The following is a 22882-nucleotide window of genomic DNA, read 5'->3' as shown; positions in this document are numbered from 1 at the left end:
GGTACGCAACGTGTCGGGCGGATGCTGCTTCGAGGTAACCCTCCCAGCAGCCCACTGCTGAGCGTCGGGACTGCACCCCGCCTCGGGGTGCGCCCTGCAGGTGGGCGCGTTACAGGTCTGACGTAATTGCCGAGGAACACAGGAAGCCAGGGCGGCCATCGAGTCGCCCGCCCACGGGGCGGGTGCCGTCTCTTGGATGCCATCGCTCCGGCGCGTATGTCGCGGACGCCATCGGCGGGATCCTGGCGCAGGCAACCGCCGGTGAGGTGCGTTCGTGCACTGTCACCGGTTATCTCATCGGTCAGCTAGGAGCCGGAGTCCCGACGGACGTACGGGTGCGGATCGCAGTGACCGCTCCTGCGAAACTGGGCTCCCGTCGTGGTTCCGACCTAAGATTGGATGATCAGTCGCCGGGCGGTGGGGGAGAGGGCAAGGCTTCCCAGTGAGCGACCGGATGTCCGGTGATCCGTGGAATCGGCAGGAGGGCGAGTCTTCTGCTGCGTTCGCGGCGTTCGTCATCTACCGAGATCTTGGCCTGGCACGCAGTGTCACGAAAGCGGCACGGCAGTTGGATAAGTCCCGTTCTCTGCTGGGGCGCTGGTCGCGCACGTATTCGTGGGTCATGCGGGCGGCGGCGTATGACCAGGAGCAGGACCGTGTGTTTCTGGCGGAGCGGCGCCAGGCGCGTAGGGACATCGCTCAGCGGCATGCGAAGCTCGCGCAGGCGTTCTTGGGAAAGGCGGTTGCACGTCTCCAGTCGCTGGACCCGAGGGAGCTATCTCCGGCCGATCTGCTGCGGTACTTCCAGGTCGCGGCGGAGATCGAGAGGCGGGCCGTGGGTGACGAACCGCCTTTCACGGGGACGCTGCCGCAGGACGAGGGTCCGGACGTGGCCTCGCTGACCGATGAGGAACGGCGCAGGCGCATGGACCAGTTGCGGCGTGAGTTGGAGCGTCGCCTCGCGGAGGCTGATCGGTGAGCCGGGGCTGGGCGAAGCGACATGTGATCGAGGGCCTGGGCGAGCCGGGGCTGATGAGCCTGGATCAGTTGCGGGCGGAGGTGGCAGCCCTGGTGCGTGCTGACGAGGCGTCGGCGCGCCGGTGGGCCTGCGAGCAGCCTGGCTGCGACGGGCTTCCGCACGAGGGGTGGCTGCACCACCATGCTCGTGCGGCGAAAGTCGCGGACTGCGGCGGAGGCGGTGCGGCAGTGGGCGGCGATTGCCTGATTCCGGCATGACCGGCCACCTGTACCGGCGCCTACCGTGCCCCCAACGGACAGATCACGGTAAAGGCGGGAGCCAGGATGTCGGGGAGTGGTGGGGGCAGCGGACTGTTCTCAGTGGCGTGGGGCACGTGGGCGACCGGCTTCGGGTGGATCATCGCGACGGACTTCCGCGGAGCGGCCCATCGCTTCCACCTGCTGTCTCATAGGCCGCCCCGATGTACGCAGTGCCACAGCGACATGGTCACACCAAGGCGGTTTCCGGCCTGGTCCTGTGGGTGCTGCGGTTGCGTCGCGCGGCAGCTGTGTGGGTGCGGCGCATGGCGGGCGCCGAAACGGCGGGGACAGGCCAGTGCGGCGCGCGGGAGGGGGCGCGGTGAGCGTCACGACATGGATGGCGGTGGCGGTGTTCGCCGCCGTCTACGTGCTGATCGCGACGGAGTGGGTGCACCGGGTCGCCGCCGCGCTGGGCGGAGCGGTGGTGAGCTCGTGGAAGACCGTACCGGCTGATGGTGCTGCTGACCGTGGCGACGGGCTTCCTGTCCGCCTGGCTGGACAACGTCACCACGGTGCTGCTGATCGCGCCGGTGACGATCCTGGTCTGCCGACGGCTCGGGCTGCCCGTGATCCCTTATCTCATCGCTCGCCTCCTCGGCCAACGTCGTCGTCATCGGCATCGCCGAGCGGGAAGGGCACCACATCTCGTTCTGGCAGTTCAGCCGCTACGGACTGATCGTCACCGCCGTCACCGTCACCATCGCGGCCGCGCATGCGTGGCTGCGCTACTTCGCCCCGGTGTGATCGTGATGGCCCGCCCCCACAAGGAGACCAGATGGACCCCACCACTGACCGCCACGCCTGCCCGCCGCCCTGTGCTGGCAGGAGGAGGCCGTGGCCGGATCCCATGACAAGCGGCTCGGCGAGATCGAGTCCCGCCTGCACCGCGAGGACCCTCGGTTCGCCCGCGCCCTCGGGGCCGGCCGACCCTGCCGGCCACGCGAGTACCGGCACACCCGGGCCTGGCTGCTCCTCGCCGTCGCCCTGGCCGTGCTGGGCACGGGCATCGCCCTGGCCAACGGGCTGCTCATCGCCGCCGGCCTGGTCCTCGCTGGTATGGCCGGGGAACTGTTCGACCCCCAGCGCGAGGCGCGCAGACACCGCAACCCTCCGCCGCGGTCCTGACCTCAGCGACCATCAGGCGGCTGCGGATGGTACGAGGACCGATCGATGACCTTGTCCGAGCTGTACCTGACGCTGCTGATCGGCGGCACGGTGCTGCTGGCAAGCATCGCCGCAGCCCGCGCCGCCCACCGCATCGGCCTGCCCAGCCTGCTGCTGTTCCTAGCGGTCGGCGTCATCGCCGGCGAGGACGGGCTCGGCCTGGAGTTCGACGACGCCCAGCTCGCCCAGGCCATGGGCACCGCCGCCCTCGCGGTCATCCTTGTCGAGGGTGGCCTGACCACCCAGTGGAGCGACGTCAGGCGCCTGCTGGCCCCCGCAGGCGTGCTCGCCACCGCGGGCGTGGCCGTCTCCGTCGTGGTGACCGCCGCCGGGGCGCACTGGCTGCTGGGCATGGACTGGCACTTGGCCCTGCTGCTCGGAGCGATCGTCTCCTCCACCGACGCCGCCGCCGTCTTCGCCGTCCTGCGCGCGCTGCCGCTGCCGCAGAAGGTGACTGGACTGGTGGAGGGCGGAGTCCGGCTTCAACGACGCCCCCACCATCATCCTGGTCCTGGTCTTCTCCACCGCCACCGCCGACCTGCCCGGCCCCGCATCGCTCTTGGGTAACCTGCTCTACCAGCTCGCGGTCGGCGGCACGCTCGGAGTGCTGATCGGCCGCCTGGGCGCCGCCGCGCTGCGGCACATTGCGCTGCCCGCTACCGGCCTGTACCCGCTGGCCACGGTCGGTTTCGGCATCGTCGCCTTCGCCGCCGCCGGAGCGGTGAACGCCAGCGGGATCATCGCCGCCTACCTGTCCGGCCTGGTGCTGGGCAACGCCAAGCTACCCCACCGCGCCGCCACCCGCTCGTTCGCCGAGGGCGCCGGGTGGCTGGCTCAGATCGGCCTGTTCGTGATGCTCGGCCTGCTCGTCGACCCCAGCGAACTGCCCTCCGCGATCCTCCCGGCCCTCGTCGTCGGCCTGGTGCTGCTGCTGGTCGCCCGCCCCGTCTCCGTCCTGGCCTGCCTGCTGCCCTTCCGGGGCATCTCGTGGCGCGAGCAGGCGTTCATCTCCTGGGCCGGTCTGCGCGGCGCGGTCCCCATCGTGCTCGCCACGTTCCCCATCGTGGCCGGGGTCACCGGGGCCCGCGACGTGCTCAACATCGTGTTCGTCCTCGTGGTCCTGTTCACCCTCATCCAGGGCCCCACCCTGCCCGCCGTCGCCCGGCGCCTGGGCCTGACCCGCCCCGGCGCGCTGCGTGAGATCCAGGTCGAGACCGCGCCCCTCGACGTACTGGACGCCGACCTGCTCACCGCCACCATTCCGCCGGGCTCCCGGCTGCACGGCGTCGCCGTTTTCGAACTGCGGCTGCCGCCCCCGACCGTCGTCACCCTGATCGTCCGTGAGGGCACCACCCTCGTCCCCGACCGCGACACCGTGCTACGCGTCGGCGACGAGCTTCTGCTCATCACCACCCCCCACACTCGGGAAGCCGCGGAGCGCCGGCTGCGGGCCATCGGCCGCCGCGGCAAACTCGCCCGCTGGCTCGGCGAACATGGTGCCCCCGAGCCCGAGCCCACCACTGCGGCACGGACGGAATGACGCCGCACCGCTCCGTGAATTGCCGTAACCCATAGCGCTGTTCCTCCCTGTAAATAGTTGAATGCGGCGTACGTGCAGTTCGTCGTGCGCTAAACTTCTTTACCGAGCCTTGACGCTCCGTTGAGCGGCTGATTGCTCATTCTGTGGGGACTGCATTTCCGGCGCTTCCGGATCTAGGTGCGATGGGGGGACGTGACATGGATCGGCCTGTGCGCATCGACAACACGGCTCGTGACAACGTTCCTGATTCGGGTACTGCCGTTCCCAGCGTTTGATCTCCTGGGCGATCCGCACGCACCAGGCTTTCCCTCTGCATCCGCTGCCAGGCCGGCACATCGCGGCCCGGCCCACGGGCAGGCGGGCCGAGGCCACCTGCGGCCACCGCCCGGTCCTTGGCCACTTGCTGACTGACGCCTGTCTTGACGCTCACGAGCACGCTGAGATCGGCCCGGTCATGCCTCACCCGACTTGACCGAGCGCTCCCGTACGCCCGCCTGCATCGCCGACCTCACGCGCAGCGCCCGCTCGCCGCACGCCGAGAAGGCACAGACGCCGCCGTCACCGAACCGGAGGACCGACGCCCGTGCACCGCACCACCGCCATGCTCATCGAACTCGGAGCGATTATCCTCGCCCTGGGTCTGCTGGGACGCCTCGCCGGACGGGTGGGCTTCTCACCCATCCCCCTCTATCTCCTGGCCGGGCTCGCCTTCGGCCACGGCGGCATCCTGCCCCTGCAGGCCAGTGAGGAGTTCGTCGCCACGGGCGCCGAGATCGGCGTCATCCTGCTGCTGCTCCTGCTCGGCCTGGAGTACAGCGCCTCCGAACTCGTCACCAACCTCAAGACCCAGTACCCCTCCGGCGCGGTCGACTTCGTCCTCAACGCCATACCCGGGGCCGTCGCGGCACTGATCCTGGGCTGGGGGATGGTGGCCGCCGTGGCGCTGGCCGGGGTCACCTGGATCTCCTCCTCTGGGGTGATCGCCAAGGTCCTCGGAGACCTGCGCCGGCTCGGCAACCGCGAAACCCCCGTCGTCCTCGGCGTCCTCGTCATCGAGGACCTCGCCATGGCCGTCTACCTGCCGATCCTCACTGCACTGCTTGCAGGTGTCAGCCTGGCCGGCGGCACCGTCACCCTGCTGATCTCCCTGGGCACCGTCGGCGCCGTCCTCTACGTCGCCCTGCGCCACGGACGGCTGATCAGCCGCGCCGTCTCCTCCGACAGCGCCGAGATGCTCCTCCTGGTCGTCCTCGGACTTACCCTGCTCGTCGCCGGCATCGCGCAGGAACTCCAGGTCTCTGCGGCCGTTGGCGCCTTCCTCGTCGGCATCGCCCTGTCCGGCGAGGTCGCCGAGGGCGCCAGCAGCCTCCTCACCCCGCTGCGGGACCTGTTCGCCGCGGTCTTCTTCGTCTTCTTCGGCCTGTCCACCGACCCGGCCGACATCCCGCCCGTCCTCGTACCCGCCCTGCTCCTCGCCGTCGTCACCGCCCTCACGAAGATCGCCACGGGCTGGTATGCCGCGCGCCGTGCCGGGATCCAGGGGGCGGGCCGCTGGCGGGCCGGGGGCACCCTGGTGGCCCGTGGCGAGTTCTCCATCGTCATCGCCGGACTCGCCGTGGGTGTCGAGCCTCGCATCGGCCCCCTGGCCACCGCCTACGTCCTGATCCTCGTCATCGTCGGCCCGCTGACCGCCCGCTTCACCGAGCCGCTGGCCCGCCGCCTCACCCGCCGCTCCACCGCGGCGGCACCGGCCGTCATCCCCGCCGACGCGGAGCGGGCCGAGTCCGCACACGCCCACGTCTGAGTCTGAGCTCGGGTCGGCGGGCAGCGGCGCTTCGGGTCACGCTGGCCCACGCGTACGCACTGGCAGGAGGGGTATGTGACCGTGCACGACACACTTGGTGAGTTCCTCGACGGCTACACCGAGATCGTGGCGGACGCCTCCACCACCGGCCGCCGCCTCACCCGCGACGAACTGAACTCCCGGCGCGAACTGGGCGTGAAAGCTGCCGCGTCGGGCTACGGATGGCGCGTGCTGGTGCGCGAACATCTCGCGGCCAGCCGCACAGGCTGGCCCACCGCAGCCGCGCCGGACAGTGTCGTGGCCGTCATCGAGCAGGCCGTCGATGCCTTCGCTGACGGATACGAGCGCGCACAGCGCCTGGTCATACGGCGAGAGGAAGCAGCCCGACGCGAGTTCATCGACGACCTGCTCCACGGACGCGGCGACCCCGGCCACCTCGCCGCGCGCGCCGAACGGTTCGGGCTGCGCCTGTCGCGCGCCCACGCCGTGGCCGTCGCCGAAGGCCCCGCCAAGTACGACGAGACGGACCCCGTCCCCCGCCAGGTGCAGGACGCCCTCTTCGGCCGCTTCGAGAACCGCCGGATCCTGTTCACCACCAAGGACGGCCGGATGCTCTGCATCGCCCCCGGCGACCAGGGCGACGTCCTGACCCATTTCGCCAAACAGGCGCACGCCGCCACCGACGGCGGCCAGGTCGCCATCGGCCGTCCCCGGCCCGGCGCCGTCGGCATCGGACACAGCTACGAAGAAGCCCGGGGCGCCCTCGACGTCGCCCAGCGCATGGGCTTCGACGACCCGCTGCTGCGCGCCGCCGACCTGCTGGTCTTCCCCGTCCTGGCCCGTGACCGGCAAGCCCTGGTGGACCTCGTATGCAGCACCCTAAGCCCGCTGGAGCAGGCGCGCGGTGGAGCCCAGCCGCTCCTGGACACGTTGGCCGCCTACTTCGACACCGGCTGCGTGGCCGCCGAAGCGGCCCGCCGGCTGTCCCTGAGCGTACGGGCCCTGACCTACCGCCTGGAACGCATCCATACCCTGACCGGCACCGACCCCACGGACCCGAGGCACCGCTACACCCTGCAGACCGCGGTCATCGGCGCCCGCCTGCTCGACTGGCCAACCAGACCCCTGTGATCCACAGACACATCCCCAGGCCACCGCCCAACCGACGAAGGCGTTGCCGGCACAGTCGGCCGGGTGTGCCGGGGATCCCCCTCGGCAACTGGAGCGGCTGGGTGAGACGCTGGAGGGACTCATCGTCGGCGCCCAGGTGCCAGCTGGTAATGGGTGTCGGGTACCGGCGGAAATGGGTGCTGGCCCCGATGGCGATGCCGCAAGGCCGCGTGTGACGGTGGCATGGACCCTATCCGTCGGTCCCGCGGGAGGAGCCATGACGCAGCCTGACACCGCCGGCGCGGCCGTTCAGCTGCCCGCATGTACCCCGCCGGTCAGGGCAAACGCTTCGACAATCAAGAGCCACGGCTCCCGTGTCTGTTCTGCCCGGCGTTACCGAAGATAGCTTGGTGGAGAAGACCTCTGTAAGGAGGGCGATTCGATGCCGTGGTTCGTATGGCTGCTCGCCGCCGGGGTGCTGGGTGCCGCGGAGTTCTTCACCCTGACACTGGTCTTCGGGTTGCTGGCGGGCGCTGCGGTGGTGGCCGCCGTGGTCGCTGGTGTGGGCATCGGCGTTGTCGGCCAGCTCGTTGCCTTCGGGGTAGCAGCGGCAGCGGGTCTCGTCCTCGTCCGTCCTGTCGCGCTGCGGCACATGGCACAGCAACCCCTCACACGCGAGGGCAGCGATGCGCTGATCGGCAAGCGGGCCGAGGTCATGCAGGAGGTCACGGCAACCCACGGCCTGATCAAACTCTCCGGCGAGGAGTGGTCCGCCCGCGCCCTCGACGAGAGTCTGGTGATACCGGTGGGAGCGTTGGTAGACGTCATGGAGATCGAAGGCGCCACGGCCATCGTCTACCCCCGCGAACTCCTTCCGTGAACGGCTGAACACACAGCAACGGAGGCACCGTGGAACCAGTTGTCATCCTCACTCTCGTGGCGGCCATCATCGTCGTCTTCCTCGTGGCCTCCACTGTGCGGATCGTCCCGCAGGCGCGCCGCTACAACATCGAGCGATTCGGCCGGTACCGCCGGACGCTGCAACCCGGCCTGAACCTGGTCCTGCCGGTGGCGGACCGCATCAACACCAAACTCGACGTGCGCGAGCAGGTCTATTCGTCCGACCCCAGGCCGGTGATCACCGAGGACAACCTCGTGGTGAACATCGACACCGTCCTCTACTACCAGATCACCGATCCGCGGGCGGCGGCCTACGAGGTCGCCGACTACCTGCAGGCGATCGATCAGCTCACCGTGACCACGCTGCGGAACGTCATCGGCAGCATGGACCTGGAGGAGACGCTCACCTCGCGTGAGGAGATCAACTCCCGGCTCCGCGCCGTCCTCGACGATGCCACCGGCAAGTGGGGCATCCGGGTCAACCGCGTCGAGATCAAGGCGATCGATCCACCGGCCACCATCAAGGAAGCGATGGAGAAGCAGATGCGGGCCGAGCGTGACAAGCGCGCGGCCATCCTGCACGCAGAGGGGGAGCGGCAAGCAAAGATCCTTACCGCGGAAGGCACGAAGCAGAAGGACATCCTGGAGGCGCAGGGCACGCAGCAAGCCATGATCCTGCGGGCGGACGGTGAGGCAAAGGCGGTGGAACTCGTCTTCCAGGCCGTCCATCGCAACAATGCCGACCCCAAGGTCCTGGCCTACAAGTACCTCGAGACGCTCCCGCACCTGGCGAACAGCGACAACAACACGTTCTGGGTGATCCCGGGGGAGCTGACCGAGGCGGTTCGGACCGTCACCAGTGCGTTCGGTGATCAGTCGACGGCGGGTCCTCCCAAGCTCGCGCAACCTGAGGAAGCAGCCGCCGCCGACGCCGACGACACATCGCACGCAAGCCGGATTCCGGAGCTCGGTACAGGCTCGGCGGTTTCGCTCGACGCCGCGGCGGCTGCTGACGAGGCGGAGAAGCAGGCCGCCGCCGCGGTGAGCGACGCCAAGGCGGAGGCCGCGGCCGCGATGTCGCCCCAGGTGCCGCGCCGGGGGCAGACGTCCGGCGATTGAGCCCACCCTCGGGCTCTCGCCAGGGACTGCGGTGACGCGACTGAGCGGCGGCGACGCTCTGACCGGCACCGACCCATCGACCTGAGCCACCGCTACACCCTGCAGACCGCGGTCATCGGCGCCCGGTTGCTCGAGTGGCCGACCAGGCCCCTGTGATCAGGCACGCCCGCTGGGGTAGGCCCCTCACCGGGATCGCATCCGATGACCAGCGGAGGTAACGCCAGTACCGTCGGTAGTGGTGTGCCGGGAAGTCTGGTCGGCTGTTCACAAGATCTCTGCGTCGGCGCCGACCGGGTGAGCTCCTGGTGATGCGGCAGTTGTTGTCCGTCCCGCCGTGTTCGCCTCTCTGCTCCCTTCGGTCGGCCGAGGAGAGGAGACCGCGCATGCGAGCACGTGACCTGGCCGAACCGTATCCGGCGGTCTCGGCTGACGGCGACGCGGTGACTGCAGCCCGCTTGTTCGTGGACCGGCGACTCCCGGCCCTGCTGGTCCTCGACTCTGATCAGCGGCCGTACGCGATCGTGCCGGGATCGCAGCTGTTGCGAGTCGTCGTCCCGAACTACGCGCTGGAGGATTCCGCGCAGGCCCTCGCCCTGCACGACACGGAGTTGGAGCGGCTGGCGGAGAAGCTGGCGGGCCTCACCGTCGCACAGTGGCTGCCACGCCACCGCATCCTGCCGACCGTAGTGGGGCCCGACACGGGTATCGCGCAGGTGGCCGCGTTGATGATCCGTACACACACGCCGCTGGTGGCGGTGGTCGAGAGCGACGGCCAGGAAACGAGGACGGTGGGAGCGATCACGGCAGCCCGGCTGATGGAACACTTCCTCACGCAGGAATGAGGCGGGCCCTGATGCATTCGGTCCAGCTGCGCCGCCTGACCGCAATGCGCCAGGCCAGATACACGACGCTCACCGGCCAGAACACGATCAGCACCGTGAGGGTGAAGACGCTGGACACGGTGTGCAGTTCCGTATCCCGGCGCCACGCTGCACTGCGCCGCAGCACCCTCGGCAGGTTCCGGGCGAACCCGACGACGCCACCGAAGTAGACGGCCAGGGCAGCGAGCAGCAGGACCGTGTCCCGCTCCGTCAGCGCCGCCCAGCCGTCCTCGCTCATGACCGGCCGACCGCGTCCTGATCGTCCACCGCTTCCTTCGCCTCCGCAGGCGACGCCACGCCCTCGCCCACTACGCCGCTCGCCGGTTCGGACTTGCCCCGACGGCCCGTCAGCCGCAGGGCCACGGGCTCGGTGTAGCGGGCGGCGAGCCGGCCGAGGATCACCAGGATCAGCACGAATCAAGAAGACCGCGGTGGAGTGCACGCAGACTCACTCCCGCCCGAGTATCGCCGCGGCGGCCTCGACGCCCTCGCGGGTGCCGATCACGATGAGAGTGTCGCCGCCGGCCAGCCGGAAGTCCGGCCCCGGGGACGGGATCGCCTCCGCCCGGCGCAGCACCGCCACGATCGACACACCGGTCTCCGTACGCATGCGGGTGTCACCCAGCAGACGCCCGTTCCAGTGCGAGGTGGCGGACAACTCGATCCGCTCCGCCACCAGCCCCAGCTCGGTCGTCGACAGCAGACTTGGGCTGTGGTGCTGCGGCATCAGCGCGTCGATGAGCGCCTCCGCCTCCCCCGAGGTCAGCCGCACGGACAGCGCGCAGGCATCCGGATCGTCCTTGCGGTACGCGCTCAGGGTCCGCGACCCGTCCCGGTGCGCGACCACGGACAGGGGACGCTGCTCCCGCGTGGTGAGGTCGTAACGGACCCCGATCCCTGGCAACGGCGTACTGCTCATACGCGCAGCACCCACGGCTGTCCCCTGTCTGATTCGGGTGTTTCTTTGGCCAATCTTTAATGACACCCTAGCGATCGCCTGGAACTCGGCCTTCGCCAGCTCCGTCCCGAGCCGGCAGGGAGCGAGCGGCGTCCGGTTGCCGGGACCGGCGCGCAGACACGGCTGGCGTGTACCTCTGCTGGGACGGGGAGCACCGGAAGGAAACGCAAGCATGGTTGAGTGGGTGTCCGTCAGCACTGGGGCAAGGCCCGTTCCCCGGCCCGTGGCCACGCCGCTGGTGTGGGCTGCGGCGTCCGGCGGTGCACTGCTGCTGGTGGCACTCCTCAACGCGCTCGTGGGTCCGAACCAGCCCTCACTCGCCCTGGCCGTTCTGTCCCTGCTCGCAGCCCTGCTGGGACTGCGCGCCCGCTACACCGCAGCCCCGGGCACGGCCGTTCTGTGCTGGCTCTTCCTCAACGGCTTCGCCATTCCACCCGCTGGCACCCTCACCTGGGCCGGGCAGCGTGACGCGTTCTGGCTCACCTGCCTGTTCACCGCCGTCCTCCTGGGTACGACGCTGGCCCGCCTCCTCTACGCTCGCGCCGCCTACCGCCGCGTCACCGCAGGAACTGACGCCGCCACAACAGAACCCGACGCAACCGCCGCGGGCCCAGCGAGACGGTGACGGCAGCTGGTTCGTCCCTGGGCATCAGGAGCCACGGTGGTGCCGGCGCTGGGCAGACCAGTCCGCCACAACGGAGGCCCCGCCGACGCGCCGTCCAGGAAAGGTTCAGCGCGGTAGCTTCGCGGTGCGCTCCGGGTGTGCGACGCCGACGTAGTGCATGGCGGTCTTCTCCGTGATGCCGCACAGGCGCATCAGCTTGAGCGGATCGCCGCTCTCATGCGCCTCGTTGAGGACGCGGTCCTGGCGCAGTCCGCTCAACGTCAGGCCCTTGGGGAGTACTTGGCGGAGCGTGCCCATGCTGACGGCAGGGTGATCCGGGTCGACGGCGGTCTTCGTGCTGACCAGTAGGTGGGGATTGGTCGAGGCGGGCCAGCGGCGGTGGCGGTAGGTCATCCAGTCGGCTGCGAGCTGGTGGGTGAGTTCCTCGAGGTAGAGCGTGTGGCGCAGCAGACCGCGACGCGCTTCGAGGGTGCCGCGGGAGATGTCGAGGTCCTTGGACTGCAGGGCACCGGTCTCGTGTCCGGGCAGCGCCTGGATGGCGACCAGCGCGATGACGAGGCGGCCGAACGGGGCCTTGGCCTGGTCGAGCAGTCAGGCCAGGAGGTCGGAGGGGACGGACTTCGGGATGCCCTTGAGGTCGCCGACGGGCAGGTCCCGGGTAGGGTTACGGAAGATCACCCGTTCCCGCTTCAGCGCTCTGAACAGGCTGCGCAGGGTGATGGCAAGTGCCCTTCGGGCATAGCCGGACAGTCCCTCCACAGCCGCCTCGGCATGGGCCGAGATGATCTGCCGCAGTGTGGTCACGCCGGATGTGGTCCACGCGGTGAGGGTCGGCTGGAGGGAGACGAGGTAGCGGCGGATGCCGTCGTACCCGCGGGGCTCGCCTTCGCGGCGGGCCCTGGCTGCGCATGGCCTTCACCCACGTGCCCATCCCGCAGCGACCATCGATGATGTGATCCACTGCGAGGGCGCGGCGCGGCGCACCCTCATTCAGCCTCGGCGACGCCGGGCGTTGGGACAACCGCGACGGGGCAGGTAGCGCGGTGCAGCACTTCGCCGCTGACGGAACCGAGGATCAGTCTCCTCAGGCCGGTACGGCTGTGGGAGCCGACGACCAGGAGAGCTGCGCCGTCGGCCGCACGGAGCAGAGCGCGCACGGGGCGAGTGTGTTCGATGCGTGTCTCGACCTGCACCGATGGGTGGTCCTCCCGGAGGTCGGCAGCGTAGTCCTCGAGTGCGTGTCGCTCCGCACGGACGACCCCGGCCTGGTTCGACTGGCCGACGGGCGCGAGTCCGGGAGTCACGACTTGCGGGCGGTAGTCGGCGTGGACGATTTGGAGCAGCGCGCCGCGCAGTTCGGCTTCGGTGAACGCGAACTCCAGAGCGGGCAGGGCTTCTCCTGGCATGTCAACGCCAAGGACCACCCGGTTGTCCGGCTGAGCAGAGAGTTTTCCAGGTCGTACGACGATGACGGGGCATGCTGCGTGTGTGGCGACTTGCAGGCTTACTGAGCCCAGAGGGAGTCGGGGGAAGCCGCCGTGTCCGCGGTGGCCGAGCACGATCAGCTCGGCTTGCTCAGAAGCATTGATCAGCGCGGCGGCTGGTCGGCCCGAGGTCGGTGCCTGTTCCACCGGCAGCCCTGGGTAGTGGGTGGCGACCAGGGCTGCGCAGGGACGGATGACCGCTGCAGCATGCTCTTCGACGGTGGAGGATACGCCGATGTGGTCGGGCATCCCGGCCGGGAGCGGCCATTCCACGGCGTGAAGGATGCGCAGGGCCGTCTCACGGCGTGCTGCCTCCTCGGCAGCGAATCGGACGACGCTGTCGCGGTCGGGGCCCTCATCCACTCCGACCAGGACCGGCCGCCTGGCCTGGGGCGCTTTTGCATCCATCGCGGCTCCCTGCAGTGCACACTACGCGCGGCAGCTCGTCCTGGTGTCTCTTCCAGGGTCGGTCCTGCACCATGGTTCGTCACGTGGAGCCGACTGGGGCTGGCTAGGGACGCCTTCATTGGAACCACGCGTGAGTGGACAGCTCCGGGCGTATTCCGCGCTGTGCGCGGGCGAGTTCCACCGCGCTGGCGATGAGGCCGACGTGGCTGAGGCCTTGGGGGAAGTTGCCGAGGAAGGAACGGTCGGCGGGATCGATCTGCTCGGCGAACAGCCCGAGCGGGCTGGCGTAGGAGCACACGGTGTCGAAAAGTGCGCTGGCTTCGTCGACGTGCCCTTGGCCGACCAGGTTGTCCACGAGCCAGAAGCTGCACAGGACGAATGCGCCTTCGGGCTGGTTGAGTCCGTCGGGTGAGTCCTTGGGCAGGTAGCGGTAGAGCAGGCCGTCGCCTGCGCCCAGCCGGCTGGTGATGGCCCGTGTGGTTGCGATCATCCGCGGGTGGTCGGCGGGAAGTACGCGTCGTAGGGGGAGGGCGAGGAGTGAGGCGTCGATTCCGCCTCCGGGGCCGAGGTGTTCGGTGAGGGCGTTGCTGCGTTCGTCCCAGGCGTCGTGGAGGATGCACCCGGCGAGACGGCGCGCCTCGGCGGCCCAGGTGTCGAGGTCGCCCGGCAGGTGCAGGCGGCGGGCGAGCCGCGCGGCGCGGTCGAGTGCCACCTGGCACATGGCGGCGGAGTAGGTGAAGGGGCGGCCGTGGGTGCGGACCTCCCAGATTCCGTGGTCAGGGGTCTTCCATGCGGTGCGGGCCTGCTCGGCCAGGTCAGCCAGGCGGTGCCAGAGCCGGCCGTCCAGGCGTCCGCCGGTGGCTGCCCACTGGAAGGCGCAGTCGAGGATCTCTCCGTAGACGTCGTGCTGCACCTGTTCAGCGGCGGCGTTTCCCCAGCGCACGGGTGCGGAACGCCGGTAGCCCTCCAGCTCCTCGTCGATCACTTCCGCCGGCGGCGGGCGGCCGTCCACGTCGTACAGGACCCGTGGGTGCTCGTCCTGCTGTGCGGCTGTCAGAGCCCAGGAGAGGAAGCCTCCGGCTTCCATGGGCAGCCCGATGCGGCGCAGGGCGAAGACCGTGTATGCGGCGTCCCGGATCCAGGCGTAGCGGTAGTCCCAGTTGCGGCGCCCGCCGATGCATTCGGGCAGCGACGAGGTGGCAGCGGCGACGATCGCGCCGTTCTCGAAATGGTCCAGCAGCTTCAGGGTGATGGCCGAGCGGCGCACCAGGTCCGCTTGCGGCACGTCATCCACCACGTATGCCGACCAGCGCCGCCAGGCCCTTACGGTTTCCGTGATCTCCTCATCGATCCTGCGGTTCTGGTGGACGTCGTGCGGTTGGCTCCATTGCAGTACCAGCCACACCTCTTCCCCTTGGTGCAGCCTCAGGGTGCTCCGGGGGTCGGGCAGAGGCCTGGATGCGCGCAGGTGGAGCGTCAGCTGCTGCCCAGGGCAGGCCAGCTGCCATCCGGCAGCATCACGTCGGGCCTCAGCGCCGCCCCGCGGCTGAATGAGCACCCTGAGGTCGACGGTCCCATGGGTGACGAGGGCATGACGGACCAGCTGACCCTTGCCGGCCGGGGTGTCCTCCTCCAGGTGAGCGCCGGGTTCGAGGACGAAGGCATCGGTCACCTGGACAGTGCCGGTGTCCGCGCGCAGTTCCGTCACCAGGACGCCGGTGTCCTGCAAATAGTGCTGGCGGCAGCTCTGCAGCCGGTCCGGTGTCAGCAGGAAGGAACCGCCGCGATGCCGGTCGAGCAGGGCGCAGAACACCGGCGGGGAGTCGAAGCGCGGGACGCACATGAAGTCCACCGCGCCATCGCGCCCCACAAGGGCGCAGCCACGGCCATCGCCGATCAGCCCGTAATCCTCGATCGGCGGATACCCCTCGTGGCGTCTCGGCGACCACAAGCTCATACCCGTCCTGTACCCATTGACGGGAGAGTGATCAGTCGGCGCGCTGGAGCGGGCGGGAGGGCCAGCCCAGGAGGCGGGCTCCGAGTGTGGCGGTCTGCAGGGTGTATCGCTGGTCGGGATCGGCCGGATCGTAGCCGGTGAGCTGCCGGATGCGGGCGAGCCGGTAGGTGACCGCGCGGACGCTCAGTCCCAGTCGGCGGGCAGTTGTGGTGTTCAGGCATCCGCTGTCGAAGTAGGTGGTGAGGGTGTCCAGCAGGGGCTGGGGGCCGCGGCGTGTGTGTTCCAGGGCCCCGAGCACGGTGTCCACGAGGTCGGTGATGGCTGCCCGGTCCCTGCCGAGGACCTGGAAGACCAGCAAGTCGGAGGCGCATACCACCGGGTTGTCCAGCCCCAGCCGGGCAGCGAGGTCGAGGGTGCTGCGTGCTTCCTGGTAGGAGCGGACGATGCCGCTGGGGCCGAGTCGGGGCCGGCTGATGGCGACCTGGTAGTCCTTGCTGACCGCGTTGCGTACCTGTGTAGCGAAGTGGTGCGGCACCTGCGACGCCGCGCCGGGCGACACACACACCAGCAGGCCGTCCTTGGTGGTGATCAGCACCTCCCGTACCCCGAATCTGGCGGTCAGGGCTTCCTCGATGTAGCGGGTGGCCCGGTCGCCGGCGCCGAAAGGGCTTCCTGCCCGGGCCACGGTGACGCCGTGCGGCCCGACAAGGCGAAGACCGAAGCGTTCCGCCCGCTCGGCGAGCCGGCCCAGATCGGTACGGCCCTCGAGGAGGTCGTCGACGAACTCGCGCCGACTGGCCTCTTCGCGGCGGATGGCAGCCCGGTGGGCGGTCTCGTAGCCCTCGGTCAGAGCCACCGTCGCATCGCCGACGGCCCGGAGGAGTGCGGATGTCACTTCTCGCAGGTCGACGACGTTCTGGGCCCGGCGGGCTCCCGGAGAGTCTGCCCACGCACGGCGGCTCAAGGTCAGGTATTCGGCCACCAGGGAGCGCAGGGCGATGCCGTGCTCGGCCGCGACCGCTGCCAGTTCCCTCAGGCCGTCGAGGTCCTCGTCGCACAGTGCTTGCCTGCTGACGGATATCTCGGCGAGCCGTTCCACGTATCGGTCCAGCGTGCGTGCCGTCGCGTACGCGTCGTGTCTGTCGGCCGGAGGAGGCACGAGTGTCGAAGGCTCCGATACAGACCCATCTGGCAGCGGCTCCGAGGTGCTCGCATGTTCCATGCACCTATTTTTCCGTAGTTCGGCAATGTAGGCCCGCCGAAACGGCCGCCTCTGCACCCCTTCGGCGAGCCTCCGCACGGCTCTGCACGGGTAGTTCCGTCACCATCAGGACTTGTCCGCTACGACCCCGCGACGAAGGGGGGTAGTGCCTCGTGCCCCGAAGCCGACCCCTCTCGCCGATCCAGGTGCTCGCCCGGATACTCCTTGTGACCCTTGCCTGGCTTTTCGCCCTGCCCACCGTGAGCTCGGCGCAGGCGTCGACCGTGCTGGCGACGCGGGTCGACGGCACCATCACACCAGTCGTCGCCGAACACCTCAGGGAAGGTCTGCGCATCGCCGAACGCGAACGGCATGCCGCGTATCTGATCGAGACGGACACCCCAGGAGGGCTGCTGCAGTCCACCAGGGAGATCGTCCAGGACTTCCTCGCCTCACCGGTCCCGGTCGTCGTCTATGTGACGCCGTCGGGCGCGCGTGCTGCCTCGGCAGGCGCCTACATCACGATGTCCGCGCACATCGCCGCCATGGCGCGCGGCACCCACATCGGGGCCGGCACGCCGGTGACGGGGCAGGGCGAGGAGGCGAGCGAGAAGGTGGTCAACGACGCGGCCGCGTTCGCGGTCTCCATCGCCGAACAGCGTGGACGCAGCACGAAGTTCGCTGAGGACATGGTGCGCGACGGTGTGGCGGTGCCCGACCAGGAAGCACTGCGCATGGACGTGATCGACCTCGTGGCGCCGTCCCGCGATGAACTGCTCCGCGAGCTGGACGGCCGCCGCGTTGCCGTGGGCCCAGAGGACGCACGGCGCGAGGTCGTTCTGCGCACGGCCGGGGCGCAGGTCGTGCAGCATGATCTCGGGTTCGCCGGCGAGCTGCGCCAACTGCTGGCCAGTCCCGAGCTGGCGTTCCTCTTCCTGTCGGTCGGCACACTGGCGGTGATCTACGAACTGGCCAGCCCTGGCATGGGATTCGCCGGCGTCGTCGGGGTCATCCTGCTTGTCCTTGGCTTCGTCGCGCTCAGCGTCCTGCCCTTCAACGTCGGCGGCCTGCTCCTCCTTGCCCTGGCCGCCGCCCTGTTCGTCGCAGAAGTGCTCACTCCAGGAGTCGGGATCTTCGCTGCAGGGGGGACCGTGTCCCTTCTGTTCGCGGGAGTGCTGCTCTTCCGAGGCGAGCTCGGTGTCGACCCTGCCGTGCTCTGGCCGACCGCTCTCATCGTGGGAGCCGGCTCACTGCTCGCCGGCCGGCTCGCCTGGCGCGCCAGGCGAGCGCAGCCAACGACCGGGCACGAGGGACTGCTGGGATGCGAGGCCGTGGTGCGCCGTGTCGAGCGCGGCACCGGTCAGGTACTGCTCGAGGGCGCCTGGTGGACCGTCCGCGGCCGCGACGGCCCGCTCACCGAAGGCCAGTACGTCCGTGTCGTGGACCGCGAGGGTCTCGACCTGATCGTCGACAGCGCCGAGCCCGGCACGGGCCGGGAGACCGAACAGGAGGATGGATCATGAGCCCAGGACTGCTCGGCATCATCGTTGGCGCAGTGGTTCTGCTCCTGCTTCTGATGGCCGCCGTGAAGATCGTGCCCGAGTACGAGCGTGGCGTGATCTTCCGTCTCGGGCGGATCATCGGCGCCAAGGGACCAGGACTGTTCTTCATCATTCCCGTGGTGGACCGTATGTTCCGCGTCTCGCTGCGGACCGTCACCATGGACATCCCGCCGCAGGACGTCATCACCAAGGACAACGTCACCGTACGCGTCAACGCCGTGACGTACTTCAACGTCGTCGACCCCAACCGCTCCGTCGTGGCCATCGAGGACCACATCAAGGGCACCTCGCAGATCGCCCAGACCACTCTGCGCAGCATCCTCGGGCAGGTCGACCTGGACGAGCTGCTGGTCAACCGGGATGAGATCAACCAACGGCTGCAGCGGATCATCGACGACGTGACCAACCCGTGGGGCGTCAAGGTCACCCTGGTCGAGGTCAAGGACGTCGAGCTGCCTGAGGCCATGCGGCGCGCCATGGCCCGGCAGGCCGAGGCCGAACGCGACCGGCGGGCCAAGGTCATTCACGCCAAGGGCGAATTCGAGGCCGCCGAGACGCTCGCCGACGCCGCCGAGCGGCTCGAAGGCCATCCCGCGGCCATACACCTGCGGATCCTGTCCACCATGTCGGAGATCTCCTCCGAGCGGAACTCCACCCTGATCTTCCCGCTGCCGATGGAGATCCTCCGCCTCGTCGACATGCTCCGGCCCACTGGCGGCACACAACCCGCCATCCCGGCCGAGAAAAAGCTGTAAGGCCGACACGCTGTGCAGCACGCACCGCCCCTCACGATCCAGGTGGTCGGCATGAACCCCTCGATGGACGACCGGCACATCCTCGCAGAGATCGAACGACGCCTCGCCCGGGACGACCCTGAGCTCGCATCACGGATCGACACCCTGAACCGGCAGTTCCCCCAGGACTCCGAGGGCGACCACAACGACACCGGCAAACGGCGCGACTGGCGAGTGGTGACCGCTGTAGTGCTCACGATCGTGGCACTTCTCGGCCTGCTCCTTACCGCGATCCTCGGCGCACCGCCGCGGGACGACGACAACCAGAACCCACCCGGACGCCTTCCTCCGTCCGTCTCCGAACACACCCAACACCGGCTTCGTCGGTCCCAGAAACCACCACCGCGACACCGCCGAGGCGCAGGCGCCGCACCGCTTGCTCACCCACGGCACAGGCGAAGGGGGAATGTCATGCGTGCACGTGATCTCGCAGAGCCATACCTCTCCATCAGGAATGACGCTGATGCCCTTGAGGCGGTGCGCGTGCTCGTGGAGCAGCGTCTGCCCGGTCTGCTTGTGGTTGATCCCACGGGGCAGCCGTATGCGATTCTGCCCGCCTGCGATGTGGTCAGGACACTGGTTCCCCGCTACGTGCAAGAGGACCGGCTGCTGGCCGAGGTGATCGACGAGCCGCATGCCGATCGCCTGTGCCGCGCCCTCCAAGGGCGGAAGGTCGCAGACTGCCTACCGGTGAAAGGGCCGTACCTCCCCACTGCCGGTCCGGATTGGACAGCGATCGAGCTCGCAGAACTGATGGCTCGCGGCCGAAGTCCCCTCGTCGCCATCGTCGACCGCCCTGAGGGTGCCTCAGGCCGACTGCTCGGCGTCGTCACAGCCACGCGTCTGCTGGAACGGCTCCTTCAGGCCGCCTGAGCACGTGCTGGTCGAAAGTGTCCAAGGACTCCTGTCCTAAAGGGCGAGAGGCAAGCCACATGCCCAACCGCAACAGAAACTGCAACAGCAGGCCCACATTCCTCGGCCGTCTCCCGCTGCCGGAGCGCACCTTCGTGGCGAACGCGCTGCGCACGGAGACCGTCGGTGGGATGGTGCTGCTCGCCGCCGCGGCCGTGGCACTGGTGTGGGCGAACACCCCGTTGCGTGGCGCCTATGAGACGGTACGGGACTTCCACTTCGGTATCGGGGCGCTGGGCCTGGATCTCTCCGTGGCCCATTGGACGGCCGACGGATTGCTGGCGATCTTCTTCTTCGTTGCGGGCGCAGAACTCAAACGTGAGCTGGTGGTCGGAGAGCTGCGCCACCCGGGAACAGCCCTCCTGCCCGTGGTCGCAGCAATCAGCGGCATGGTCATACCGGCCCTGGTCTACGGACTCGTCGCCACGTCCATGGGAGGAACGTGGAACGGCTGGGCCGTCCCCATGGCGACCGACATCGCCTTCGCACTGGGTGTGCTCGCGGTGATCGACACCCACCTGCCCTCCGCCCTGCGCGCCTTCCTGCTGACCCTCGCGGTGGTGGACGACCTTGGTGCCATCGTCGTCATCGCCATCTTCTACACGTCGACGATCCACCTTCCCGCCCTCATCGGCGCCCTGCTCGGGCTGGGACTGTTCTTCCACCTCCACGACCGCAGGCGGGTGCACGGCTGGTACTGGTACGTGCCGCTGGCGCTCGTCATCTGGGGACTGACACACGCAAGCGGCGTGCATGCCACGGTGGCGGGAGTCGCCATGGGGCTGATACTCCGGGTGGCCAAAGACGGTGAGAGGGGCAGGCGGCCCGCCGAACACATCGCCTACCTGGTCCGGCCCATCTCCGCAGGCGTGGCGGTCCCGCTGTTCGCTCTGTTCGCGGCCGGAGTCAGCGTATCCGGCGAAACCCTGGGCAATGTCGTCAGCGAACCAGAGCCGTTGGGAGTGGCTCTGGGCCTGGCCGCCGGCAAGGTTCTGGGCATCTTCGGCGGCTCATACCTGGCTGTTCGCTTCACCCGAGCCCGGCTGGGCCCGGACCTGGCCTGGGCGGACGTGTTGGCGGTGGCCATGCTGGCCGGGATCGGCTTCACCGTCTCGCTGCTGATCGGCGAACTGGCCTACGTCAATCCCGCGGATCTGGAACACATCAAGGCCGCTGTCCTCCTCGGATCCCTGACCTCCGCCGTCTTGGCGTGCGTGCTGCTGAGGCTGCGGAACAACAAATACCGGCGTCTGTACGAAGCAGAGGCCGCCGACGAGAACGCCGACGGCATCCCCGACATTTACCAGCACGCCCAGGCCGCCGAGCAGCCCGACAGCACCGGCTCGGACACTCCGAAAGCCCACCGCACACATCACGGCGAAGGCCTCGACGACCCATCCGCACCCGAGAGGTGATGCGAGTACGAATGATGACCGCTCGTCCCCAGCTGACGGGAGACGGCAATGAACAACTCGGTACAGATTGGACGAATCCTCGGAGTGCCGCTTCGGATCCACTGGACCGCGCCACTTCTCGTGATCCTCCTTGGATACACCCTCGGCCGCCACACACTCCCCGCATCGGTTCCGGGACAGTCAACGATGGTGTACTCGCTGGCTGGCGTGGCCGGTTCCCTGCTGCTCCTCGGCAGTTTGCTGGCTCATGAGTTGGCGCACGCGATCACGGCCCGAAGGAAATGCCTTGCCCTGGACGTGCCCTCGGCCTCATTGTCGGTCCTACGCCCAATGGGGGTAGGTATCGGGACAGCATGCACTACATGCAACGCCGTTCCCATCAGGGACGCCTGATGAGCCGCGTACCGCACTACGGCCTGCTGGTCATGAGCATCCTCGACGCCAACCATCACTGGTCTAGGATCCTGGCGCGCGGCGTTGTGCATGATTGCTCCCGGGCGCGAAATCTACCGACGGCAGTCTCACCAACCTGGTCCTTGCCGGCTACCCCGGTGGCACCAGCCCAATCGACGGCCATTTGAGGATCAGGTCGATGGTGACTGCACCCTGGAAGCCGCCCACGCGGGCTCGGTGAGCTGTCCCCTTCGCTTCGCTGCCACCACGCCCGGGGTCATCGCGCTAGGCGCTGGTGGGTCGCATGGTGCCGTCGTACACGGTCCGGTAGTCCGGGACAACGACTCGCGCCGCCGGGGACACCTTCCGGACCTGGGCGAGGAACGCGTCCAGATCCATCGCCGGGTCACGTACCGGGGGACCGCTCAGCGGAACTTCGAAGTTGTCCCAGTGGACGGGGACGACGACGCTGGGGGTGTCCAGCGTGCGTAGCAGTCGGGGTACGTAGCGGTGGGTGGCTGTGCTGGAGGGTACGGCGATCATCGCCAGATCGGGGCGCAGCCCACGCACCGCCCGCTCAGAGAAGTCGCTGGCGCCCATGAGAAACGCCGACGGGCCGCTGTCCCCGGCCGTCACCTGGAAGGCGAGGGTGTCGCCCTCCGGCAGGTCAGAGATGGTGCTCGGGACGGTCGTGGGCGGGGCGTTCAGCGTGCCCGGGGCGAAGTAGGCGCACTTCTTGTTGCGGCTGTGCAGGCTCGGCACGACCTCGACGACGATCCCGCCGAAATCCAGCACTTCGCCGCCCTTCACCACGGAAATCTGCCCCGCGTCGACCCCCAGGGCGACCAGGAGGTGGTACGTGGTCTCGGTGCCGACGACGCGGGCTCCGGTGGTCTTGGCGATGTGGGGTACGTCGGCGAGGTGGTCCCAGTGGGAGTGGCTGACCAGGATGAGTTCAGGGTGGCCGATGTGCGCGTCCACGACCTCCGGCCGGGTCTGCAAGGGGGTCTGAGGGTCGAAGGCGCCCTCGTACAGGCCGGTGGGGAAGCGGGTGAGATACGGATCGAAAAGAACAGTCCGGTCGCCCACGTCGATACGCCAGCCGGCGGTACCGAGCCAGCGGAAAGATGTCGAACCGGCGGCTGAGCCACTGCCCCGGCCGCCATGCCCAGACAAGGCGGTGGCGGCCTGGGCCGGAATCAGCGGAGAGGCCGCGCCAAGCGCGGCGCCCCGCAGCACGGTACGACGGTCGAGTCTGCGGCCGGAGGGCAGTTCTGATCTGTTCGTGACACGTTTGTCCTGGGGCATGGGCGTCAGGAGATCAGGCCGTGAACTCCCGTGTCCAAGACCAGCCTTCAGCCCTGACGATATGCGAAC

At 68.9% G+C, this 22882-nt stretch carries 23 protein-coding genes and 1 pseudogene; 14 read left to right on the top strand and 10 right to left on the bottom strand.

Annotated features, from left to right (window positions below; translation table 11 throughout):
* The first annotated feature begins 442 nt into the window (after window positions 1–442).
* From STSP_RS33770 to STSP_RS33730, 9 genes and pseudogenes are all read left to right on the top strand, one after another.
* The gene (locus tag STSP_RS33770; RefSeq protein WP_157902968.1) at window positions 443–979 is read left to right on the top strand and encodes a hypothetical protein; all 537 of its coding nucleotides are present in this window, start codon (window positions 443–445) and stop codon (window positions 977–979) included.
* Between the two features lie 751 nt (window positions 980–1730).
* The gene (locus tag STSP_RS40650) at window positions 1731–2129 is read left to right on the top strand and encodes an SLC13 family permease (RefSeq protein WP_232789899.1); all 399 of its coding nucleotides are present in this window, start codon (window positions 1731–1733) and stop codon (window positions 2127–2129) included.
* Entirely contained in the window at window positions 2113–2403 is a 291-nt protein-coding gene (locus STSP_RS33760) for a DUF3040 domain-containing protein (protein ID WP_067284827.1), read from the top strand. Before STSP_RS40650 ends, STSP_RS33760 begins: the two co-directional genes overlap by 17 nt.
* A gap of 45 nt (window positions 2404–2448) precedes the next feature.
* A pseudogene (locus STSP_RS33755) lies at window positions 2449–3982 on the top strand (potassium/proton antiporter).
* Between the two features lie 583 nt (window positions 3983–4565).
* Window positions 4566–5786, top strand: a complete 1221-nt coding sequence (locus STSP_RS33750; protein ID WP_067284826.1) for a cation:proton antiporter — start codon at window positions 4566–4568, stop codon at window positions 5784–5786.
* Window positions 5787–5861: 75 nt separating this feature from the next.
* Window positions 5862–6917, top strand: coding sequence for a PucR family transcriptional regulator (locus STSP_RS33745; RefSeq protein WP_067284825.1), 1056 nt, complete (start codon window positions 5862–5864; stop codon window positions 6915–6917).
* 421 nt (window positions 6918–7338) lie between these two features.
* The gene (locus tag STSP_RS33740; protein WP_067284824.1) at window positions 7339–7776 is read left to right on the top strand and encodes an NfeD family protein; all 438 of its coding nucleotides are present in this window, start codon (window positions 7339–7341) and stop codon (window positions 7774–7776) included.
* A gap of 29 nt (window positions 7777–7805) precedes the next feature.
* A complete protein-coding gene (locus STSP_RS33735; RefSeq protein WP_067284823.1) occupies window positions 7806–8915 on the top strand; it encodes an SPFH domain-containing protein in 1110 nt (369 codons plus the stop codon).
* Between the two features lie 383 nt (window positions 8916–9298).
* Entirely contained in the window at window positions 9299–9757 is a 459-nt protein-coding gene (locus STSP_RS33730) for a CBS domain-containing protein (protein ID WP_067284822.1), read from the top strand.
* Here STSP_RS33730 and STSP_RS33725 read toward each other — a convergent pair.
* The 3 genes from STSP_RS33725 to STSP_RS33715 are packed head-to-tail and all read right to left on the bottom strand — an operon-like array spanning window position 9744 to window position 10715.
* On the bottom strand, window positions 9744–10034 hold the full coding sequence (locus tag STSP_RS33725; protein WP_067284821.1) for a hypothetical protein: 291 nt from the start codon (window positions 10032–10034) through the stop codon (window positions 9744–9746). The two genes, STSP_RS33730 and STSP_RS33725, sit on opposite strands and share 14 nt — an antisense overlap.
* Window positions 10031–10210 (bottom strand): hypothetical protein, encoded by a 180-nt coding sequence (locus STSP_RS33720; protein ID WP_067284820.1) that lies wholly within the window; start codon window positions 10208–10210, stop codon window positions 10031–10033. Before STSP_RS33720 ends, STSP_RS33725 begins: the two co-directional genes overlap by 4 nt.
* 34 nt (window positions 10211–10244) lie before the next feature.
* A complete protein-coding gene (locus tag STSP_RS33715) occupies window positions 10245–10715 on the bottom strand; it encodes a cation:proton antiporter regulatory subunit (protein WP_067284819.1) in 471 nt (156 codons plus the stop codon).
* Window positions 10716–10926: 211 nt separating this feature from the next.
* Between STSP_RS33715 and STSP_RS33710 the strand changes: the two genes are divergently transcribed.
* The gene (locus tag STSP_RS33710) at window positions 10927–11379 is read left to right on the top strand and encodes a hypothetical protein (protein ID WP_067284818.1); all 453 of its coding nucleotides are present in this window, start codon (window positions 10927–10929) and stop codon (window positions 11377–11379) included.
* A 105-nt stretch (window positions 11380–11484) separates the two neighbouring features.
* Here STSP_RS33710 and STSP_RS33705 read toward each other — a convergent pair whose 3' ends face one another.
* From STSP_RS33705 to STSP_RS33685, 5 genes are all read right to left on the bottom strand, one after another.
* On the bottom strand, window positions 11485–11772 hold the full coding sequence (locus STSP_RS33705) for a hypothetical protein (RefSeq protein WP_232789898.1): 288 nt from the start codon (window positions 11770–11772) through the stop codon (window positions 11485–11487).
* A gap of 198 nt (window positions 11773–11970) precedes the next feature.
* On the bottom strand, window positions 11971–12183 hold the full coding sequence (locus STSP_RS33700; RefSeq protein WP_067284817.1) for a hypothetical protein: 213 nt from the start codon (window positions 12181–12183) through the stop codon (window positions 11971–11973).
* A gap of 182 nt (window positions 12184–12365) precedes the next feature.
* Entirely contained in the window at window positions 12366–13271 is a 906-nt protein-coding gene (locus STSP_RS37895; protein WP_078067723.1) for a universal stress protein, read from the bottom strand.
* Between the two features lie 115 nt (window positions 13272–13386).
* A complete protein-coding gene (locus STSP_RS33690) occupies window positions 13387–15228 on the bottom strand; it encodes a glycoside hydrolase family 15 protein (RefSeq protein ID WP_067284815.1) in 1842 nt (613 codons plus the stop codon).
* 31 nt (window positions 15229–15259) lie between these two features.
* Window positions 15260–16387: a helix-turn-helix domain-containing protein gene (locus tag STSP_RS33685; protein WP_232789897.1), complete on the bottom strand. Its 1128-nt coding sequence runs from the start codon at window positions 16385–16387 to the stop codon at window positions 15260–15262.
* Between the two features lie 215 nt (window positions 16388–16602).
* Between STSP_RS33685 and STSP_RS33680 the strand changes: the two genes are divergently transcribed.
* Genes STSP_RS33680 through nhaA form a run of 4 tightly spaced genes read left to right on the top strand, consistent with a single transcriptional unit; the run spans window position 16603 to window position 21112 of the window.
* The gene (locus STSP_RS33680) at window positions 16603–17952 is read left to right on the top strand and encodes an NfeD family protein (protein WP_232789896.1); all 1350 of its coding nucleotides are present in this window, start codon (window positions 16603–16605) and stop codon (window positions 17950–17952) included.
* Window positions 17949–18746: a slipin family protein gene (locus STSP_RS33675; RefSeq protein WP_067284814.1), complete on the top strand. Its 798-nt coding sequence runs from the start codon at window positions 17949–17951 to the stop codon at window positions 18744–18746. The genes STSP_RS33680 and STSP_RS33675 overlap by 4 nt, the downstream gene beginning before the upstream one ends.
* Window positions 18747–18797: 51 nt before the next feature.
* Window positions 18798–19658 (top strand): CBS domain-containing protein, encoded by an 861-nt coding sequence (locus STSP_RS37890; RefSeq protein WP_157902967.1) that lies wholly within the window; start codon window positions 18798–18800, stop codon window positions 19656–19658.
* A gap of 59 nt (window positions 19659–19717) precedes the next feature.
* Entirely contained in the window at window positions 19718–21112 is a 1395-nt protein-coding gene (nhaA, locus tag STSP_RS33665; protein WP_078067720.1) for a Na+/H+ antiporter NhaA, read from the top strand.
* A 245-nt stretch (window positions 21113–21357) separates the two neighbouring features.
* On the opposite strand, the gene STSP_RS38935 is transcribed toward nhaA, so the two are convergent.
* The gene (locus STSP_RS38935) at window positions 21358–21561 is read right to left on the bottom strand and encodes a hypothetical protein (RefSeq protein ID WP_232789901.1); all 204 of its coding nucleotides are present in this window, start codon (window positions 21559–21561) and stop codon (window positions 21358–21360) included.
* 229 nt (window positions 21562–21790) lie between these two features.
* Window positions 21791–22813 carry an MBL fold metallo-hydrolase gene (locus tag STSP_RS33660; protein WP_078067719.1) on the bottom strand — a complete coding sequence of 341 codons (1023 nt, stop codon included), beginning with the start codon at window positions 22811–22813 and terminating at the stop codon, window positions 21791–21793.
* Window positions 22814–22882: the final 69 nt, after the last annotated feature.

It is taken from the genome of Streptomyces jeddahensis (assembly GCF_001642995.1).
GTDB lineage: Bacteria > Actinomycetota > Actinomycetes > Streptomycetales > Streptomycetaceae > Streptomyces > Streptomyces jeddahensis.
Note: the sequence above shows the minus strand (reverse complement) of the source record. Positions and strands in the feature narration are given on the sequence as shown.

What these genes read in the sequence shown, in the direction of transcription:
- STSP_RS40650 (WP_232789899.1), top strand. Translation starts at nt 1,731, where the DNA reads ATGGTGCTGCTGACCGTGGCGACGGGCTTCCTGTCCGCCTGGCTGGAC.
- STSP_RS33740 (WP_067284824.1), top strand. Translation starts at nt 7,339, where the DNA reads ATGCCGTGGTTCGTATGGCTGCTCGCCGCCGGGGTGCTGGGTGCCGCG.
- STSP_RS33730 (WP_067284822.1), top strand. Translation starts at nt 9,299, where the DNA reads ATGCGAGCACGTGACCTGGCCGAACCGTATCCGGCGGTCTCGGCTGAC.
- STSP_RS33725 (WP_067284821.1), bottom strand. Translation starts at nt 10,034, where the DNA reads ATGAGCGAGGACGGCTGGGCGGCGCTGACGGAGCGGGACACGGTCCTG.
- STSP_RS33715 (WP_067284819.1), bottom strand. Translation starts at nt 10,715, where the DNA reads ATGAGCAGTACGCCGTTGCCAGGGATCGGGGTCCGTTACGACCTCACC.
- STSP_RS33710 (WP_067284818.1), top strand. Translation starts at nt 10,927, where the DNA reads ATGGTTGAGTGGGTGTCCGTCAGCACTGGGGCAAGGCCCGTTCCCCGG.
- STSP_RS33705 (WP_232789898.1), bottom strand. Translation starts at nt 11,772, where the DNA reads ATGACCTACCGCCACCGCCGCTGGCCCGCCTCGACCAATCCCCACCTA.
- STSP_RS37895 (WP_078067723.1), bottom strand. Translation starts at nt 13,271, where the DNA reads ATGGATGCAAAAGCGCCCCAGGCCAGGCGGCCGGTCCTGGTCGGAGTG.
- STSP_RS33690 (WP_067284815.1), bottom strand. Translation starts at nt 15,228, where the DNA reads ATGAGCTTGTGGTCGCCGAGACGCCACGAGGGGTATCCGCCGATCGAG.
- STSP_RS33675 (WP_067284814.1), top strand. Translation starts at nt 17,949, where the DNA reads ATGAGCCCAGGACTGCTCGGCATCATCGTTGGCGCAGTGGTTCTGCTC.
- STSP_RS37890 (WP_157902967.1), top strand. Translation starts at nt 18,798, where the DNA reads ATGAACCCCTCGATGGACGACCGGCACATCCTCGCAGAGATCGAACGA.
- nhaA (WP_078067720.1), top strand. Translation starts at nt 19,718, where the DNA reads ATGCCCAACCGCAACAGAAACTGCAACAGCAGGCCCACATTCCTCGGC.
- STSP_RS38935 (WP_232789901.1), bottom strand. Translation starts at nt 21,561, where the DNA reads ATGGTTGGCGTCGAGGATGCTCATGACCAGCAGGCCGTAGTGCGGTAC.
- STSP_RS33660 (WP_078067719.1), bottom strand. Translation starts at nt 22,813, where the DNA reads ATGCCCCAGGACAAACGTGTCACGAACAGATCAGAACTGCCCTCCGGC.